General features: G+C 69.7%; 15 protein-coding genes. 13 read left to right on the top strand and 2 right to left on the bottom strand.

Translation table 11 applies throughout. The features are described from left to right. The first annotated feature begins 80 nt into the window (after positions 1-80). On the top strand, positions 81-911 hold the full coding sequence (locus QM711_RS06975) for a DUF4255 domain-containing protein (protein WP_415097658.1): 831 nt from the start codon (positions 81-83) through the stop codon (positions 909-911). After that, positions 908-2,935: an ATP-binding protein gene (locus QM711_RS06970; protein WP_415097656.1), complete on the top strand. Its 2,028-nt coding sequence runs from the start codon at positions 908-910 to the stop codon at positions 2,933-2,935. The genes QM711_RS06975 and QM711_RS06970 overlap by 4 nt, the downstream gene beginning before the upstream one ends. Positions 2,936-2,957: 22 nt before the next feature. On the opposite strand, the gene QM711_RS06965 is transcribed toward QM711_RS06970, so the two are convergent. Then, positions 2,958-3,599 carry a hypothetical protein gene (locus QM711_RS06965; RefSeq protein ID WP_415097654.1) on the bottom strand — a complete coding sequence of 214 codons (642 nt, stop codon included), beginning with the start codon at positions 3,597-3,599 and terminating at the stop codon, positions 2,958-2,960. A 168-nt stretch (positions 3,600-3,767) separates the two neighbouring features. Here QM711_RS06965 and QM711_RS06960 point away from each other — a divergent pair, with 168 nt between their 5' ends. Next, on the top strand, positions 3,768-4,517 hold the full coding sequence (locus tag QM711_RS06960) for a DUF4157 domain-containing protein (RefSeq protein ID WP_415097652.1): 750 nt from the start codon (positions 3,768-3,770) through the stop codon (positions 4,515-4,517). Positions 4,518-4,753: 236 nt separating this feature from the next. On the opposite strand, the gene QM711_RS06955 is transcribed toward QM711_RS06960, so the two are convergent. After that, positions 4,754-7,501 carry a phage tail protein gene (locus QM711_RS06955; RefSeq protein WP_415097650.1) on the bottom strand — a complete coding sequence of 916 codons (2,748 nt, stop codon included), beginning with the start codon at positions 7,499-7,501 and terminating at the stop codon, positions 4,754-4,756. Between QM711_RS06955 and QM711_RS06950 the strand changes: the two genes are divergently transcribed. From QM711_RS06950 to QM711_RS06905, 10 genes are all read left to right on the top strand, one after another. Further along, on the top strand, positions 7,500-7,967 hold the full coding sequence (locus tag QM711_RS06950) for a hypothetical protein (RefSeq protein WP_415097648.1): 468 nt from the start codon (positions 7,500-7,502) through the stop codon (positions 7,965-7,967). The two genes, QM711_RS06955 and QM711_RS06950, sit on opposite strands and share 2 nt — an antisense overlap. Before the next feature lie 482 nt (positions 7,968-8,449). After that, positions 8,450-9,997 carry a phage tail sheath family protein gene (locus QM711_RS06945; protein ID WP_415097646.1) on the top strand — a complete coding sequence of 516 codons (1,548 nt, stop codon included), beginning with the start codon at positions 8,450-8,452 and terminating at the stop codon, positions 9,995-9,997. Between the two features lie 46 nt (positions 9,998-10,043). After that, positions 10,044-10,487 (top strand): phage tail protein, encoded by a 444-nt coding sequence (locus QM711_RS06940; RefSeq protein WP_415097643.1) that lies wholly within the window; start codon positions 10,044-10,046, stop codon positions 10,485-10,487. After that, the gene (locus QM711_RS06935) at positions 10,487-10,933 is read left to right on the top strand and encodes a hypothetical protein (RefSeq protein ID WP_415097641.1); all 447 of its coding nucleotides are present in this window, start codon (positions 10,487-10,489) and stop codon (positions 10,931-10,933) included. The genes QM711_RS06940 and QM711_RS06935 overlap by 1 nt, the downstream gene beginning before the upstream one ends. Continuing rightward, a complete protein-coding gene (locus QM711_RS06930; protein WP_415098627.1) occupies positions 10,873-11,088 on the top strand; it encodes a DUF6760 family protein in 216 nt (71 codons plus the stop codon). The genes QM711_RS06935 and QM711_RS06930 overlap by 61 nt, the downstream gene beginning before the upstream one ends. A gap of 20 nt (positions 11,089-11,108) precedes the next feature. Continuing rightward, positions 11,109-13,388: a hypothetical protein gene (locus QM711_RS06925; protein WP_415097639.1), complete on the top strand. Its 2,280-nt coding sequence runs from the start codon at positions 11,109-11,111 to the stop codon at positions 13,386-13,388. 1 nt (position 13,389) lies between these two features. Next, positions 13,390-13,833, top strand: a complete 444-nt coding sequence (locus QM711_RS06920) for a phage tail protein (RefSeq protein WP_415097637.1) — start codon at positions 13,390-13,392, stop codon at positions 13,831-13,833. Between the two features lie 16 nt (positions 13,834-13,849). Next, a complete protein-coding gene (locus QM711_RS06915) occupies positions 13,850-14,647 on the top strand; it encodes a peptidase M23 (protein ID WP_415097635.1) in 798 nt (265 codons plus the stop codon). Next, a complete protein-coding gene (locus QM711_RS06910; RefSeq protein ID WP_415097633.1) occupies positions 14,644-16,455 on the top strand; it encodes a VgrG-related protein in 1,812 nt (603 codons plus the stop codon). The genes QM711_RS06915 and QM711_RS06910 overlap by 4 nt, the downstream gene beginning before the upstream one ends. Before the next feature lie 31 nt (positions 16,456-16,486). Next, on the top strand, positions 16,487-16,768 hold the full coding sequence (locus QM711_RS06905; protein WP_415097631.1) for a PAAR domain-containing protein: 282 nt from the start codon (positions 16,487-16,489) through the stop codon (positions 16,766-16,768).

The following is a 16,768-nucleotide window of genomic DNA, read 5'->3' as shown; positions in this document are numbered from 1 at the left end:
GCATCGGTGTGCCCGATGGGGCACAAGTCGGTGCCCGGCGGGTGGCTCCGCGGCGCCGCCGTCCCGGCCAGACTGAACAGATGATCCACGAGGTGGACGCCGCGCTCCGTGCCTTGATCGACCGGGAGACCGGGATCCGCGACGTCGAGGTGGTCTTCGACGCGCCGACCCGGGAGTGGGCCGGACGGCGCAACGCGCCCACCGTGGACGTCTACCTGTACGACATCCGTGAGGATCTGCGGCGCCGCGAGCGGGGCGTCCACAACGAGTACAACGCCGATCAGACCCGGATCGTCGGCCGGCACCTGCCGCCTCGGCATTTCAAGCTGTCCTACCTGGTCACCGCCTGGACGCAGCGGCCCGAGGACGAGCACCGGCTGCTGTCGGCGCTGCTGAGCGCATTCCTGCGCTTCGACGCGTTGCCGGCGGAACTGCTGAGCGGGCCGCTGGCGGAGGTCGGGTTGCCAGTGCCGTTGACCGTGGGCCTGCCGCCACCGGAGGATCGCGGCTTCGCCGACGTCTGGTCGGCGCTCGGCGGCGAGCTGAAGCCGTCCATCGACGTGGTGGTCAGCGCACCGGTGGACACCGGCCAGCGGTTCCCGGTCGGGCCGCCGGTCGAGGCGCCGCCGCTGTTCAGCCTGGGCGGCAGCCATGGCTTCCCCGGCACCGAGAAGGTGAGCCTGTCCGCTGAACCGGCGCCGGCGGTTGCGGGTGGCGGTGGCGGTCGCGATGCCGCTGGCAGTGCCAATGGCGGTGGCGGTGGTAGCGACGACGGCGAGCCCGAGGGCGCGGCGGCCGAACGACGCCGAGCGGGTGTCCCGGCGCAGCGGATCGGCGGTGCCGAGGCGGACGACCCACGCCGGGTGGCAATGCGTCGACGTGGTGGCCTGACCATCAAGAGAACGCGATGACCGATTCGCTCGGGCACTTGTTGAGCCGGGCGGCGCTGGTGGAATGGCGGGTCCGGACCCTGATCGACGAGCGGCGAGCCGGCGATCCGAACCCCGACGACGCGTTCCGCGGCCTCTACCTCAGCGACGAGGCTGTCGATGCGCTGCTGGACGCGGGCCCGGACCGGCCGGTGCCGCTGGCCGCCGACGAGATCGCCGAACTCGACCGCGAGTCCGGCCCGGACGTCCGACTGCTCAGGTTGGCTCGCAATGCCGGGCTGACCGGACTCGATGTGGAACTGCTGCTGATCGCCGCCATGCCCGACCTCGATCCGCGCTTCGAGCGCTTCTACGGTTACCTCAACGATGACGTCACCCGGCGCCGTGCCTCGGTCGGGCTGGCGCTGCAGCTGGCTGGGGTCTCGGCGTTGGCGGCGGAGGCGCGGGGACGGCTGGAACCCAGCCGTCCGCTGGTGCGGAGCGGGTTGATCGTCGTCGAGGACGCCGATCGGCCGCTGCTCGGCCGAGCCCTGCGGGTGCCGGATCGGGTGATCGCCCATCTGCTCGGCGACGACACCCCGGACGCCGCCCTGGTCGGGGTGCTCGGCGATCCGGACGCGCACCCCTCGCCGCTGTCGGATCAGCTGGCGTCGGCCCTGACCGGCGGCGCCCGGCTGGTCCACCTGCGGGAGCGGCTGGCGGGCAGCGGGACGGCCACCGCGTCCGCCGCGCTGGCCGCGTGTGGTCTGGGGGTGGTGGTGCTCGACCTGACCCGGGTGGTCGCGGCCCCCGAGCCACATGCGGTCGTCCGATTGGCCGTCCGGGAGGCGGCGCTGCGTGGCGCCGGCGTGGTCGCCGGCCCGGTCGAGCAACTGGCCCAGGCGCATCCGGACATCGTCCGTTGGTTGAGCGAGTCGGAGGTGCCGGTACTGCTCGCCGGCTCGGCCAGCTGGGACCCGCAATGGTCGAGTGTCAGCCCGCTCACCGTGGAGGCGCCACTTCTCACCGTCGCGGACCGGCTGGGGCTGTGGGCGGACCAGTTGGCGGCGCAGGGTGCGGACACGGGCCTGGATCCGTCGACGCTGGCGGGGCATCTGGCGCTGGGCCCGGCGCAGGTTCGCCGGGCGATCGAGGCGGCCTCGGTCGCGGCCTCGCTGCGGGACGGGGCGATCACCGCCGACGACCTCCGCCGCGGCGTCCGGGCCCAGAACGCCGCTGGCCTGGAGCGGCTCGCCCGGCGGATCGAGCCGGAGGTCGGGTGGGACGACCTGGTGGTGGCGCCGCATGTCCGGCGGGCGCTCACCGACCTGACCGCGCGGGCCCGGCACCGCGACACGGTGCTCGCCGAATGGCGGATGCGCCGCGGCGGTGGACGCGGACGGGGAGTCACCGCGCTGTTCGCCGGCGATTCGGGCACCGGGAAGACCTTGTCGGCCGAGGTGATCGCCGGGGATCTGAGCCTTGACCTGTACACGGTGAACCTGGCGACGGTGGTGGACAAGTATGTCGGCGAGACCGAGAAGAACCTGGAGCGGATCTTCGCCGAGGCGGGCGGGGTGAACGCAGTGCTGTTCTTCGACGAGGCGGACGCCATCTTCGGCAAGCGCAGCGACGTCAAGGATGCCCACGACCGCTACGCCAACATCGAAAGCGCCTACCTGCTGCAACGCTTGGAGACCTTCGACGGCCTGGCGGTGCTGGCCACCAACCTGCGCGCGAACATCGACGAGGCGTTCACCCGCCGGCTGGACGCGATCATCGACTTTCCCGCGCCCACCGAGGATCTGCGCCGATCGTTGTGGGAGCACTGCCTGGCCGCTCCGCTCCCGCTGGCCGACGACATTGATGTGAAGTTCCTGGCGGAGGCATTCGAACTGGCCGGCGGCAACATCCGTTCCGCGGCGACCACCGCGGCGTACCTGGCGGCCGCCGAGGGCACCCCGGTCACCATGCGGCTTGTGGTGGCGGCCGTCGAACAGGAATACCGCAAGCTCGGACGCCTGGTGCTGGAGCGAGAGTTCGGACGGTTCTACGCGGGGCTGTGACCCGGGCAGCTCGGAGCTGCCTTCAGGTGCGTGGCTCGCGGAAGTGATCGCCGGGCGGGCCGGGCGGGCCCCAGGCGGGTGGTGGGGGCGGCATCGTCGGGCGTTTGACACGTGGGCGATTGAGGGCTCGCGCCCAAGCCCACAGGCACAACCCCAGCAGCGTGAGCATCGCGCTCAGCAGAGTGGTGCCAACTAGCGCATCACGCGCATTTCCGAGGTTTGAGTTGACCCATGAGATCATCGTTATCGAGAAAACTGTGCCAGCGATGAAAACGTAATAGACGGCGCGGACCACCTTCGCCCACGGTCGTTGCAGCGGGATGAGTAGTGCCGTACGCACTATTCGAGAGAAGCTGGGTGGTCTCGGGCGGTTGTCGGTTTTGATGTTCACCGAACGCAGCGTCGAATACGTGCGTTCCAGGTCGCCGATGGCCTGAGCCTGGATGCGTCTGCGTTCGGCCTCGGGCAGCTCGAGTCGCTGGTAGATCGAGAGCCAGGTGTCGATGAAAGCCGCTTCCTGGGTGGCCTGGGAGATGATCCTGGAGCGTTCCTCATCTGCGCGCCTGGCGCGGCGGAGTTGTCTCGCCGCAACCGTTGCCGCCCCGATCAGTGCCGTGATCATCGGTCCGAGAATGGCGGCGACGATGTTCGGATCGAGTTGCATCGGCAGCACCTCCAGTTGCGGCCACACGGTAGCGTGGCAGTGCGTCTGCCGGGGAGCCCGAAGAGGCGGTTTCTGCCTACCAGGGCAACGGGGCTTGCCCCCGTGCACCTTCCCGACCCGATCGCGGCGGGCCCATTCTGAGGATGGACGAATCTGGAGGTATTCGGCATGCACGATCACCTGTCTGATGAGCGAATTGCGACCCTGCGACCGAAGGGTTCGCGGATCGACGGCGATGCGGAGGCGATGGCCGGCAAGGCCGCCGGACGCGGACGCACCGACGTCCTCGATCCGGACGCCATCCTCGGCCTGCAGCGCTCCGCCGGCAACGGCGCGGTGGCGCAGCTGATGGAGGAGGAACGCTCACCGGTGCACGATGTGATCAGTTCCGGTGGCCGGCCGATCGAGCCCGACGTCCGCGAGGACATGGAAGCGCGGCTCGGGCACGACTTCTCCGACGTCCGGATTCACGACGACGCGGCCGCCGCCGATTCGGCGAAAGCGGTCAACGCACACGCCTACACGGTCGGGTCGAATGTGGTGTTCCAGCGCAACGTCTACGACCCGTCCTCCACGGCGGGCAAGACCACCTTGGCGCACGAGTTGACCCACGTGATCCAACAGCGCAACGGGCCGGTCGAGGGAACATCCGCCCCGGGCGGGATCAAGGTGAGCGATCCGTCCGACCGATTCGAGCGCGAGGCGTCCGCGAACGCTGACCGGGTGATGGCCGGCCCCGCGCCCGTCCAGACGCTCAGTGGGTCCGCTCCCGCCGTGCAGCGCGAGGAGGCGGAGGAGGAAGAGCTCCAGGGCCTTTTCGTCCAGCGCGAGGAAGAGAAGAAGGACGAGGAAGAGCCCGTGCAGGGCCTCTTCCTGCAACGCGCCGAGGACGAGGAAGTCGAGGAGACGCCGGTCTGAGCTTCCCTGGGGCGCGGTTGTTGTCACCGGTCCTCGGATGCCGTATTGAGCGCACTGACCCGCATGGAAGTGTGGCGGAGCACGTCGTGTTACCACATAAGATTCGGCCAGACTGGCGGGAAAATGGAATGCTAGCTAGGCGCTGCCTGAACGAGCAGCGGGCACAAGCTCTGACGATCTAGAACTTTGCGCATGGTCGACCCTGGCGGGTGAGGGTGTGTGCGCCAGAGGCGCTCCTACGCCTTCACTACCTGCACCGCCGCGGCGTTGGCGTCTGGGACGGTCGATTGGACGGACCCGTCCGGGAGGAAAATGTGGAGTCCGCCAGTGTCCACTGCGACTATCGGATCTTTTCCCAGCGCTCTGGCGCGGAAGAAGACCTGGCAATCGGAACACATCGGTTCGGTGCTTATTCCAATGGCCCGACTTCCGCCGGTGCGCGCCAACTGCTTTTCAGCATGGACAAGACTGGTCCTGCCGGTTCCCTTCCCTCGCTGATCGTTTGGACTCGGCTGTGGCAGATAGCCGCCTGTCTTCTCGAAGTGCGTTCTCTGCTGGTCCGCGATCGTTGGGCCGCCCTTCTCCGGCTTCATCAGCGGGTAGTTTGTCGCTCCACTTACAAGATCCTTGATCAACGGGCCGTGAAGCGCGCCCAACTCCTCCCACATGGCAGCATCGGTCCGCAAGAAGCGAGAGGCGGCTGACGTGTCTTGTGGATCACGCTTGCCGGGCGTGTCACGCTCGGCCTGGCGACGCGATCCCCCACCCTGTGTCTCGTATGAGGCGTGGCGTCCGTCACCGCCGACTGCGACGACTACCGGTCGACCTTTGTAGGTCTGGGCATAAATAGCGGTTGCGTTGTTATAGGCAGATTGAGCCTGAGTTGCCAATTTCTTGATCTCTTCGGTGTTCAAGAGCCCTGCGACCTTGGCCTGCGTCAGTTGGCGTCGCTCCGGATTTACGACGACGCGCAGACTCCAGCGTCCACCTTCGACGGAGGCCGACAACTCCGTGAGCCGGAATCGCATCTTGACAAGGCTCAAGGCTGGCCTCAGGAGCATTGCCTTCACGCCCTTCCGTCCGAGACGTTCCGTGACGTGGACGGCTGCAGCCAGACCTTTGTCTGCCCTTTGTTGCTTCTGCTCAGGAGTTTCGTCCTTCTTCTTCCGCTTCAACTTGCCGAGCAGCTTCTTGCCGTACTTCACGACGCCCTTGATGATGCCGTCCACGACCTTGCCGACGGGCTTTTGGATGGTTTGCAGGATCTTCTTGATCTTGTCCGAGATGCCGCCGAGGCCGAGCAGCGAGGCAAGTCCGCTGATCACCATCGGCAGCGCCTTGGCCAGGGTCTTCTCGATCAGGCCGGCCACTTTGCCGACGCCGCCGGCGGCGATGGACTCAACGGAGTCGAGCACCGAGTTGACGAAGTCGCCGAGCCGTTCGGCGTTGTCGACGAACCACATCACGGCGTCGTAGATCATCTTGCAGGCCTTGATGAAGGCGGCGGCGGGGTTCAGCAGCGAGATCAGCCAGGTGATGCCGGCGGTGATGATCTTCGTGATCACGAAGTCCTTGATCTGGCTCATCACCTGTTCTTTGAGGTCGGTGATCTTCTCGACGATCCATTTCCATAGACCGCCGACGCCCTCGGTGGCCAGAATCTGGACGACCGCCACAGCCTTTTCGACCGCGGTCAGCACCCACTCGGGCAGCACCTTCGCCAACCTGGCCCGGATCGAGGCCCAGGTCAGCCCGAGCAGGGACAGGATCAGGCTGACGATTCCCTTGAGGTCGAACTTCTCCGGAATCTCCACGCCGGCTTCGGCCAGGGCGCCGAACAGCCAGGCCTGGAGCCCCTTCTTCAGGTGCTCGAGAATGTTGGACCCGAAGTTCATCACCCCGGTCTTGACCGCGTTGACGAAGTTGCCGAGGAAGCCGATCGGGTCCTTGATGATCTTCTCGACCGCGCCGGCCGCCCGGGCCAGCACCCCCAGCAGCATGTCCTTCAGCTTGAGGATGGTCTCGATGGCGCCACCGACGGCGTCCTTGGCTTCGGAGATCAGGCCTTTGTTCGCTTCTTGAAGGGCAACGATCTGCTCGTCGATCGCCTTGCCGGCCTCGACATACTTCTCGGCCAGGTCCTCGGCGAGCGCCTGAGACTTCTCGTTGACCGATTCCTCCAACTGGTCGAACTGCGACCCGATCTGTTGTGCGGCCTCCTTGCCGATGTTCCGCAGTGCGGGGTCGAGTCCGGTCACGTAGGTCTGGATCTCCTTGCGCCCCTTGGCGATCCGTTCCTTCGCGCGGTTGAGTTCGCCGCCGATGGTGTCGGCGATCCGGTCGATGACCGCGTTCATCTGCTTCTCGTAGACGGCCTTCGCGTCGACGAAGATCTTGTTGGCTTCCGGGGGCAGGTCGAGGAACAGATCCGCCGTCCACCGCGTCCAGCCGAGCGGACCGGAGTAGCGCCGGTCCTTGAAGCGCTTCATCTCGGCCTCGTGGTAGGCCGTGAAAGCAGCCTTCGCGTCCGCCTCGCCCTTGGTGAACTGCTGGTCGACCAGTCCGTCCAGGCCGTTCAGGATGGCGTCGACGTCAGTCTTGGTGGCGTCGAAGATCGACTTGATGCCGCTCGAGACCTTGGCCCGGTTCTGCTCGTCCTTCGACTGGGCGGCCTGCTGACCGCCGGCGGACTGTTGCAGCGCGGGTCCGCGGACGGCGGTCAGGCCGGTTGCGGTCTGGGCACCTGCCGCCTGCGCGCCCTGCCGCGCGGAGGCCAGGGTCGCGGCCTCTGCCGCCCGGAACTCGGCGGGTGCGGTCGCGCTGTGCTGCTCGCCCTCCTTCTTGGCCGCCAGCGCACCGGTGAACTCGGGTTCGTTGGAGTTGGCGAGTTGCTCTTCGGTGACCCCGGCCTCGGCCATCTGGTTGTTGGTCTCGGCCGGACCGCTGCGCAGGTCGGTCTGCTCGGCCGGCGCCTTGGCGGGCATGGCGGACGCCGCGTCGATCGTCGCCGGGGCGCCGACCGCCGGCGGCCCGGCGAGCGGAACGACCGGTTTCTCCTTCGCCGACGCGGTGTCCGGCGGCTTCTTGGATGCGGTGTCCATCGGCTTGGCGGACGCGTCCTTGCCGGCGGTGGCGCGCCCCTTCACCTCGGACGCGATCGCGTCCGACTTGCCCGACTTGGCGAATTTGTCCGCGTCGTCGAGGTTCTTGGGGGCCTGTTTGGCGATCGCTGCCCGGACGGCGGCGACGAATGCCGCCTTGTCGAAGGTGCCCGCGGGGGCCGCCGCCATGTCGCCCGCCTTGGCCGTCTTGGCCTGCGCCTCCTTGTCATCCGCGGGTGCTTTGGCGGCCTTCCCAGCTGCAGCGGCCAGGTTTCCGGCAGGGGGATGGGCGGCTGCGCGGGTGCGGGCGGCGCCGACCTGCTGCTTCGCGGCGCGGAAACCCGGGTGAGCGTTCGGAGCCGGACGCCGCGGCGGGGCCGGCGGTGGGGGAACGGGACGGCTCACCAGTCTTTGCACCGGGCCCGGACTCGAACCTCGGGCGAGCGCAGCGACGGCGCTGTTGCCGGCCAACCGCTGCAGCTGGAGCATCGCGGGCGCGCTGACCCCGTTCGCCGGTGACGCCGGGGCGGCCGTGGCCGAGCGACGGCGAGGCCTCGCGGCCGTCCGTTGCTCCTCGCGGGTGCTGCTCATGGTCGCCCCATCGGTGTCGCTCAGCCGCGATGCTGCCCGGTGCGTGTCCCTGGCGGACAGCGCTGTCCAGGCAGCGCAGCGGGCACGGTCGGCTGCCCGATCGGGCAGGCCCGGACCCATTGCCCGGACGGGCAGGTGGGACTGCCCGCGGAGGCGTCCGTCCGGCCGTGTCGCGGTCCCGGACCTACCCGCGAGGCTTGCGCGTGAGAAGCACCGGCCAACCAGCGAGGAGCAGCAGCGATGCCGACCTACCAGTCCCCAGGGGTATATGTCGAGGAAGTGGCTGCGGGCGCCCGCCCGCTCGCCGGAGTGGGTACCGCAGTGGCGGCGTTCGTCGGCCTGGCCGAGGCCGGGCCGTTCAACCGGCCGACGCTGGTCAGCAACTGGACTCAGTTCACCACCACCTTCGGCGGGTTCCTCGCCGGCAGCTACCTGGCGCAGTCCGTCTACGGCTACTTCATGAACGGGGGCGGCAACTGCTACATCGTCCGGATCGGCGAGGAGCCGGGAGCGGCCCCGCAGAGCCGGGCGGCGAGTCGCAGCAAGGCGTTGCCCGGTGCGCCCACCGGCGAGCTGGGACGGCTGCGGGCGGCGGCGATCGACCCCGGCGTCCAGCCCGGTGACCTGACCGTCGAGATCGCGGACGCCGGCGGCGACGCCCCGTCCGCGGACATGTTCCGGGTGCTGGTCAAGCGCAGCGGCGAGGTGGTCGAGGACTTCGACCGGGCGAGTTTCGCCAAGGGCAAGCAGAACGTCGTGACCATGGTCAACGCGGCGTCCAAGCTGATCAACCTGGAGGAGGTCAGCACCGGACCCGTCGAGCGGCCGGCCAACGCCCAGGTGGCGCTACTGGCTCCGCCCACGCCGCCGCCGGCCCGGCTGAGTGCCGACGACTATGTCGGGGACGTCGCCGAACGCACCGGATTCGCCGGGCTGGAGGCGATCGAAGAAGTCACCATGCTCTGCGTGCCGGACCTGATGAGCGCCTACCAACAGGGCGCGATCGACCTTGACGGGGTACAGGCCGTCCAGACCGCGATGATCGCGCACTGCGAGCTGATGGGCGACCGGATCGCGATCCTCGACGCGCCGCCCGGGTTCAACGCCCAGCAGATCAAGGAGTGGCGGGTCGACAAGGCGCGCTACGACTCGATGTACGCCACCCTCTACTGGCCGTGGATCGAGACGATGAACCCGCTCACCGGCACGCTCTCCTACCTTCCGCCGGCCGGGCACATGGCGGGGATCTGGGCGCGCAACGACGCAACCCGCGGCGTTCACAAGGCGCCGGCGAACGAGGTCGTCCGCGGCGCCATCGACATCGAGATCAACATCACCCGCAACGAGCACGACCTACTCAATCCCGAAGGGATCAACTGCATCCGGGCGTTCCCCGGGCGCGGCATCCGGGTGTGGGGTGCGCGCACCCTGTCGTCCGACCCGGCCTGGCGCTACCTGAACGTGCGCCGGCTGTTCAACTACCTCGAGGAGTCGATCCTCGGCGGTACCAGCTGGGTGGTCTTCGAGCCCAATGACGAGGCGTTGTGGGCGAAGATCCGGCGGACCATCGCGGCCTTCCTGGTGCAGGAATGGCGAGCCGGCGCGCTCTTCGGCAGCACGCCCGACGAGGCGTTCTACGTGAAGTGCGACGCCGAGACCAACCCCAGCGAGGGCATCGACGCCGGCCAGGTGGTCTGCGAGATCGGGGTGGCACCGGTGAAGCCGGCGGAGTTCGTCATCTTCCGGCTCGCCCAGTTCTCCGGCGGCACCTCGCTGGTCAGCGAATAACGACACCGGCGAGTAACGACACCACAGCACGAGAGGCAGGCACACCATGGCACTTCCCGACGGCGACAGCAGCGTCGGTCATTCCTTCGGACTGGAATTCGACGGAATCACGATCAAATCGATCACCGAGGTCAGCGGCCTCAAGATCGAACAGGACGTTGTCGAGTTCAAAGAGAACGGTCCGGACGGCAAATTCCAGCTCCGCCGGCTACCGGGACGTCCCAAGGCACCCGACATCACCTTGACCCGGGGCCTGACCTCGGACACCAGCTTCGAGAAGTGGATCAAGGACAGCCGATTCGGCAAGATGGCCGACGTCCGCCGCGGCGGCGCGATCATCGTCTTCGACTTCGAGGGCAACGCGGTGAAGCGCTACAAGCTGACCAACGCCTGGCCCAAGAGCCTCGAGATCGGCAGCCTCAAGGCGGGGGACACCTCGTACCTGTCCGAGAAGCTGGTGCTCACCTGCGAGAGCATCGAGGTCGAGTGATGCGTCGGGGCGCCCTGGCCGACCTGTTGCCGAGGGGCTCGGCCGACGATGCCGAACCCGCTCTGCCGGCGCCGGAGCCCCTGATCACCGAGTTCGCCTTCGTGCTGCCACGGGGCTACGTCGACGGCTCGGGTGCGGTGCACCGCGACGGCGTGATGCGGCTGGCCACCGCCCGGGACGAACTCATCCCGCTGCGCGACGATCGGGTCCGGGAGAACTCGGCCTACCTGACGGTGGTGCTGCTGGCCCGGGTGGTGACCAGGATCGGCACCGTCACCGACATTCACGCCGGGGTGATCGAGAACCTGTTCGCCGCCGACCTGGCCTTCCTGCAGGACCTCTACCGGCGGGTGAACACCGAGGGGCACACCCGGGCCGCGGTGACCTGCCCGGCCTGCGAGCACCGGTTCGCGATCGACGTCTCCGGGGGCCGCCTGGGGGAATAGCGACGTACGCGGCCGACCGGCTCTACGCCGAGGTCGCGTACCTCGCCTACTACCTGCACTGGTCGCGGGACGACCTGCTCGACCTCGAGCACGCCGAACGGCAACGCTTCGTCGCCGAGGTGGCCGCGCTGAACACCCGCATCCAGGATTCCTGACCATCTGAGGAGGTGACGACATGGCGTGGTGGGCGCAGCCGTTGGCGCGGCTGCTGGGGCGTCCGGCTTCTGGTCCGGGCACCCGGACGGCTGCCGCGCCGCTGTCACGACCCTCGGCCGGGGGCTGGAACGACGTTCCGCGGCTGCAGCGGGTGCTGGCCGAACCGATCGCCCCGGTCGCCATCAACGACCGGTTCCGGGACTCCCTGGCCGCGTTCGCCAACCCGAGCCTGTTGGCACCGCTGAGCCACCGGGTGGACGCCGGTGTCGGCGGTCTGGTGGACGGGCTGGTCACGCCGGGCGAACCGGGCGGCGGCTACCGGGCGCCCGAGTTGGCCGTGCCGCAGGCCGCGGCCTCCACTGCGCCGGCGGTGCAGCGCCGGGCAGGCTCCGCGTCGCCGGCGTGGCAGCCGGCGGACACTGACCTCGCGGTGGTGCCGATGCAGTATCCGGAGGCGTCCACGCCGCCGCCGACCCTCGTGGAGGCGCCTGCCGACGAGGTCCTGCTCACCCACGGCGAACACCTCGCGGCCGACGGGCCGGACGCAGCTGGGCAGCCGGTGGCGGAGGGGGCCGGCCCCCAGGGGCCGGTGCCGACGGATCTGCCGGTGGTCGCCCCGACGCCGGCCGTCCAGCGGAGCGTGGCGGGGTCGCCGAGTGCGACGGGACAGCCGAGTGAGGCGGGCCTGCCAAGTGCGACGGGACAGCCGAGCGAGGCGGCGGCCGCCGCGAGGGCGATCGAGGCGGGCGTCCGGTCGCTCCCGGTGCAGCGCTCGTCCGCGGATCGCTCGGTGCACGGCGCCGGCTCGGCGCCCGCGGCCGTCCAGCGGACCGCGGTCACGGCACCCCAGCAACCGACCGGTTCCGTCGAAGCCACCGCTCAGCGGGAACCGGCCGATCCGGACCGGCCTGCGTCGGCAGAGTCGCCGGCGGTCCTCCAGCGAACGCTCCCGGTGGTGTCCGCCCCCGGACGCCCGGCGTCCGCGGCGGTGACCCTGACTCCCTCGACCGAGCGGCCAACCGTGGACGTGCAGCGCAGCGCCGAGGTCGGCTACACCGAGGTGCCGCTGGTGTTGGCGCCCGGCGGCGTGCTCGATGACGAGACCTTCGGGAGATCGGCGGTGCCCCCGGTCGAGCACGGCGACGCCCCGCTGCTCAGCGGTGCGCCGTCGGTGACTCCGGCAGGCTCGGGGGAGCGCCACGCCTCGCGCGTCCCCGTCGATCTCCCGGTCGGCCGGTCAGCGGCCTCCGAGCGCCCCAGCGATGCCTGGGACGCCGGCGCGCCAGGCCTGTCACCGGCTGCCACGCCGACCGACGGGTCCCTGGTCGGCGCAGCTCCGTCCGGGTCCTCCCTTCCCGACTTGACCGTCAGCCGTTCGGTGATGTCGACGGGTCCGATCGGACGGGTCGATGGCGGAACGAGCGAGGCGTCCCGGTCTGCCGCTCCGGCCGGCGACCGCCTGGTCGGTGCCGCTCCGGGCGGGATGCTTCCTCCCGAGCTGAGCGTCGGTGGCGAGTCGAGCGTCAGTCGCGAGGTAGGTGCCAGTCCCGCGCTGACCGTGAGTCGTTCAGCGGTGTCGTCGGGATTCTCGACGGTTTCGGCCAGCGGGCGGGCCGATGCCGGGACGAGGGTGGTGTCCCCGTTCGCCGCGCCGGCCCTCGACCGCCTGGTCGACGCAGCTCCGCCCGGGATGTCATCGCCGGTCGAGCTGATGGTCAGTCGCTCGGCGGCGTCGTCGGGAGCCTCGACGGTTTCGGCCAGCGGGCGGGTCGATGCCGCGACGAGCAGTCTGTTCCCGCACACCACACCCCCGACCATGACGCACGCCGAGGCCCCGATCATCGCGGTGCAGCGCCGATCGGCTGCGGTCCACCCGTTGTCTGTCCCGGTGTCATCCCCGGTGCAGAGCTCACAGCCGCCGCTGGCGTTGGTCCGACAGCCGTCGAGCCGGACGCCGGAGGCTGGTCCACGGCCGGGTGAGGGGATGTCCTTCGCGTCCATGTTCGCCGGCTTCACCGGCGAGTCGGTACCGGCCGAGGCCGGTTTCGGCACCGTGCAGCGCGATGTCGGAGGAGACGCGTCCGCGCCGCCAGCGCCCGCCGCGGCCGAGCCGGCCCCCGCCGAGACGACGCCGTCGACGCCCGCGGCAGCGGCCCCTGCGCCGGCCGCGGCGCCGGCCGCCACCAACGTCGACGAGCTGGCCCGGCGGTTGTACGAACCACTCGCCGCGCGGCTGCGGGAGGAACTCTGGCTGGACCGGGAACGAGCCGGCTGGCTGACCGATCTGAGAGGAGGGTGAGGTGGCTGAGAACAAGGATCCGGCTGTCAGCGTCTGCTTCAGCGTGACGATCGACGACAACGAGATCGGGGCCTTCAACAGCTGTGAGGGACTCGGTCTCGAGGTCGTCATCGAGCAGCGCGAGGAGGGCGGCAACAACGGTTTCGTCTGGCAACTCCCGACCCGGGTGAAGTACAGCAATGTGAAGCTCAGCCGTCCGGTCTGCCGGGACAGCGGCAAGCTGACCGCCTGGCTGTGCAGCTTCGCGTCCGGGGTCAAGCGGCAGACGGCGACCATCAAGGCGATGACCGGCGACCAGGACGTGGTGGCGGTCTGGAACCTGGACGGCGTGATCCCGGTGCGCTGGACGGGTCCCAGCCTCAACCCGGACAGCCCGAAGGTCGCCATGGAAACCGTCGAACTCGCCCATCACGGCTTCCTGCCCAAGTCAGCCGGCAGTAACTGAGCGAGGAGGAACGCGGATGCCCGGGCCGATCGCCCTGCAGACCTCGGCCGCGATGGCCGAGGTCACGCCGCCCGGCGACAAGGGCGCCGCCGGCGGCGCGCCGGTCAAGGGCCGTCCGCGGATGCACAAGGCCCAGCTGAGCATCTACGACCCGGGTGCCGGTGGATCCGCGGGTGCGCTGCGCGGCGCCGTCCCGTTCCAGTTCAACCCCAAAGAGGTCACCATCAGCAAGGCGGCCAAATGGGAGCGCAAGCCGGCCAAGGGTGCCGCCAAGGCCGGCCCGCCGGAGTTCAACGGCGCCGAGCCGGCCAAGATGACGCTGGAGATGTTCTTCGACGCCACCGCCGCCCAGGACGGCTCGGTGGTCAAGGCGGTCGAGGCACTGATGTCCTGCCTGGTGCCCACCCCGGAGAGCCTGTCCACCAAGAAGCCGTCCCCGCCGCTGGTGGTGCTGCACTGGGGTTCGACAGCCAGCTTCCCGGCGTTCATCACCTCGGTGAGCGCGAAGCTCACCCTGTTCAGCGCCGACGGCACCCCGATCCGGGCGGTGTGCGCGGTGCAGCTCGAAGAGATGCCCGGTGAGGCGTTCCGGAAGCAGAACCCGACCTCGGGCAGCTACGACGTCCGCCGGGTACACCGGACGGTGGCCGGCGACACCCTCGCCTCGGTGGCCTTCGCCGAGTACGGCGACCCGGCGGCGTGGCGTCCGTTGGCCGCCTTCAACGGCATCGACGACCCGCTGCGGGTGCCGTCCGGCACGGTGCTGTTGCTGCCGGCCCCCGAGGAGCTCGCCCAGTCGCAGGGGGTCCGATGACCAGCATCACCAGTACCTGCCTGGTCGAATTGGACGGCAAGCCGCTGCCCGCCGAGACCGTACCGCTGCTGATCGCGGCGTACGTCGACGACAGTCAGCAGCTTCCGGACGCGTTCGTGTTGCGATTCCGCGACCCCAACCGCCAGGTGCTCGGCCAGCTCGGGGTGAAGGTCGGGTCGTCGGCCAAGGTCAGCGTCCAGGTCGCCGACGCGCCGCAGCCGGCGGTGCTGATCCAGGGCGAGGTGACCGCGCTGGAGGCCGAGTTCGACCAGGGCGGCACGTTCACCGTGATTCGCGGCTACGACCAGTTGCATCGCTTCTTCCGCGGCCGGGTGACCGCCAGCTACCTGCAGTCGACGGCGTCCGACATCGCCAAGACGATCGCCCAGCGGGCCGGACTGCGGGTCGGTGAGGTCACCTCGACCCGCACTGTCTACGACCATTACAGCCAGGCCGGGCAGACCGACTGGGAGGTGCTGTCCGCGCTGGCCAAGGCCAACAACCTCGAGGTGTCGGTGCGGGACGGGGTGTTCGGCTTCACCCCGCCGGCCGCTGCCAGCGCGGCCCCGGCGGCCGGCGGAACCGCGCAGACCCAGCCGCTGGTGCTCACGCTGGGCAAGGACCTGTTGCGGTTCCGGGCGGTGCTCACCTCGGCGGGCCAGGTCGACACCGTCGAGGTCCGCGGCTGGGACGTCGCCACGAAGCTGCCGCTCAAGGCCAGCAAGCCCGCCAAGACCGAGCGCATCGAGCTGCCCACGGTGACCCCCGAGCAGCTGGCCAAGGCGTTCGGCGGACCGGCCCACGTGGCTACCGACATCCCGTACCGCACCCAGGCCGAGGTCGACGAGGCGGTGCGGGTGCTGGCCGACGAACTGGCCAGCTCGTTCGCCGAGTTCGAGGGGACGGCGCGCGGCCGTCCCGAACTCCGGGCCGGGGCGGCGGTGTCGATCGATGGTCTCGGGACGCCGTTCGACGGCAAGTACACGGTGACCACCTCGCGGCACCGGTTCGACCCGCAGACCGGCTACACCACCTCGTTCGCGGTCACCGGCCGGCGCGACCGCACCCTGCTCGGGCTGACTGCCGGCGGCGTCCGGCGTGGTGGTGGCGGGGTCAGCATCGGCCAGGTTTCCGACGCCAACGATCCCGAACATGCCGGACGGGTCAAGCTCACCTTCCCGTGGCTGTCGGACGACTACGTCAGCGACTGGGCGCGCACCGTCCAGGCCGGGGCGGGCAAGGATCGCGGCACCGAGATCGTGCCCGAGGTCGGCGACGAGGTCCTGGTCGCCTTCGAGCAGGGTGACATCGGCCGTCCGGTGGTGGTCGGCGGCCTGTTCAACGGGATCGACACGATGGCGTCAGGGCCGGCCGACCTGGTGGACGGCGGCACCGGTGAGATCAACCGGCGCTCGCTGGTCTCCCGGAAGGGTCACCGGCTCGACCTGATGGACGCCGCGGGCAATGAGGGCATCCGGGCCACCACCACCGGCGACAAGCTGACCCTGGTGATGGACCACGGCGGCGCCACGATCACCGTGCACGCCGACGGCAAGGTCAAGATCGAGGGCAGCCAGGGCATCACCATCGACTCCGCCAGCGCCGACCTCGACCTGAAGGGCAGCAAGATCACCCTGGCGGCGACGTCCGGGGTGAGCGTGGACGGCGGCGCCGGGGCTGTGGACGTGAAGGCCGGCTCGACGCTCAACCTGACCGGGGCCAGCGCGAAACTCGAAGGCAGCGGTACCACCGAGGTGAAGGGAGGCTCGCTGTGCAGCATCCAGGCCGGGCTGATCAAGCTCAACTGACCGTCCCCGGGCGCCGGCGGGGGTGGGTCTGATGCCCGCCGCGGCCCGGGTGGGTGACCCGACCGGGCATCCGGGCGTGATCGGGCCGCCCGGCGTCCCGACCGTGCTGATCGCCGGCATGCCCGCGGCGACGGTGGGCACGCCGCACGCCTGCAGCTTTCCGCCGCCGCTCGTCCATCCGCCGTCCGCGATCGTCCCGCCCGGCTGCCCGACGGTGCTGATCGGCGGCATGCCGGCGGCCCGGATGGGCGACCTGAGCGGCTGCGGTGCCCCGATCGTGATGGGCGCCCCCACTGTGATGATCGGAGGCTGA

Source organism: Micropruina sp., from assembly GCF_047602385.1.
In the GTDB taxonomy this organism is placed as follows: domain Bacteria; phylum Actinomycetota; class Actinomycetes; order Propionibacteriales; family Propionibacteriaceae; genus Micropruina.
Note: the sequence above shows the minus strand (reverse complement) of the source record. Positions and strands in the feature narration are given on the sequence as shown.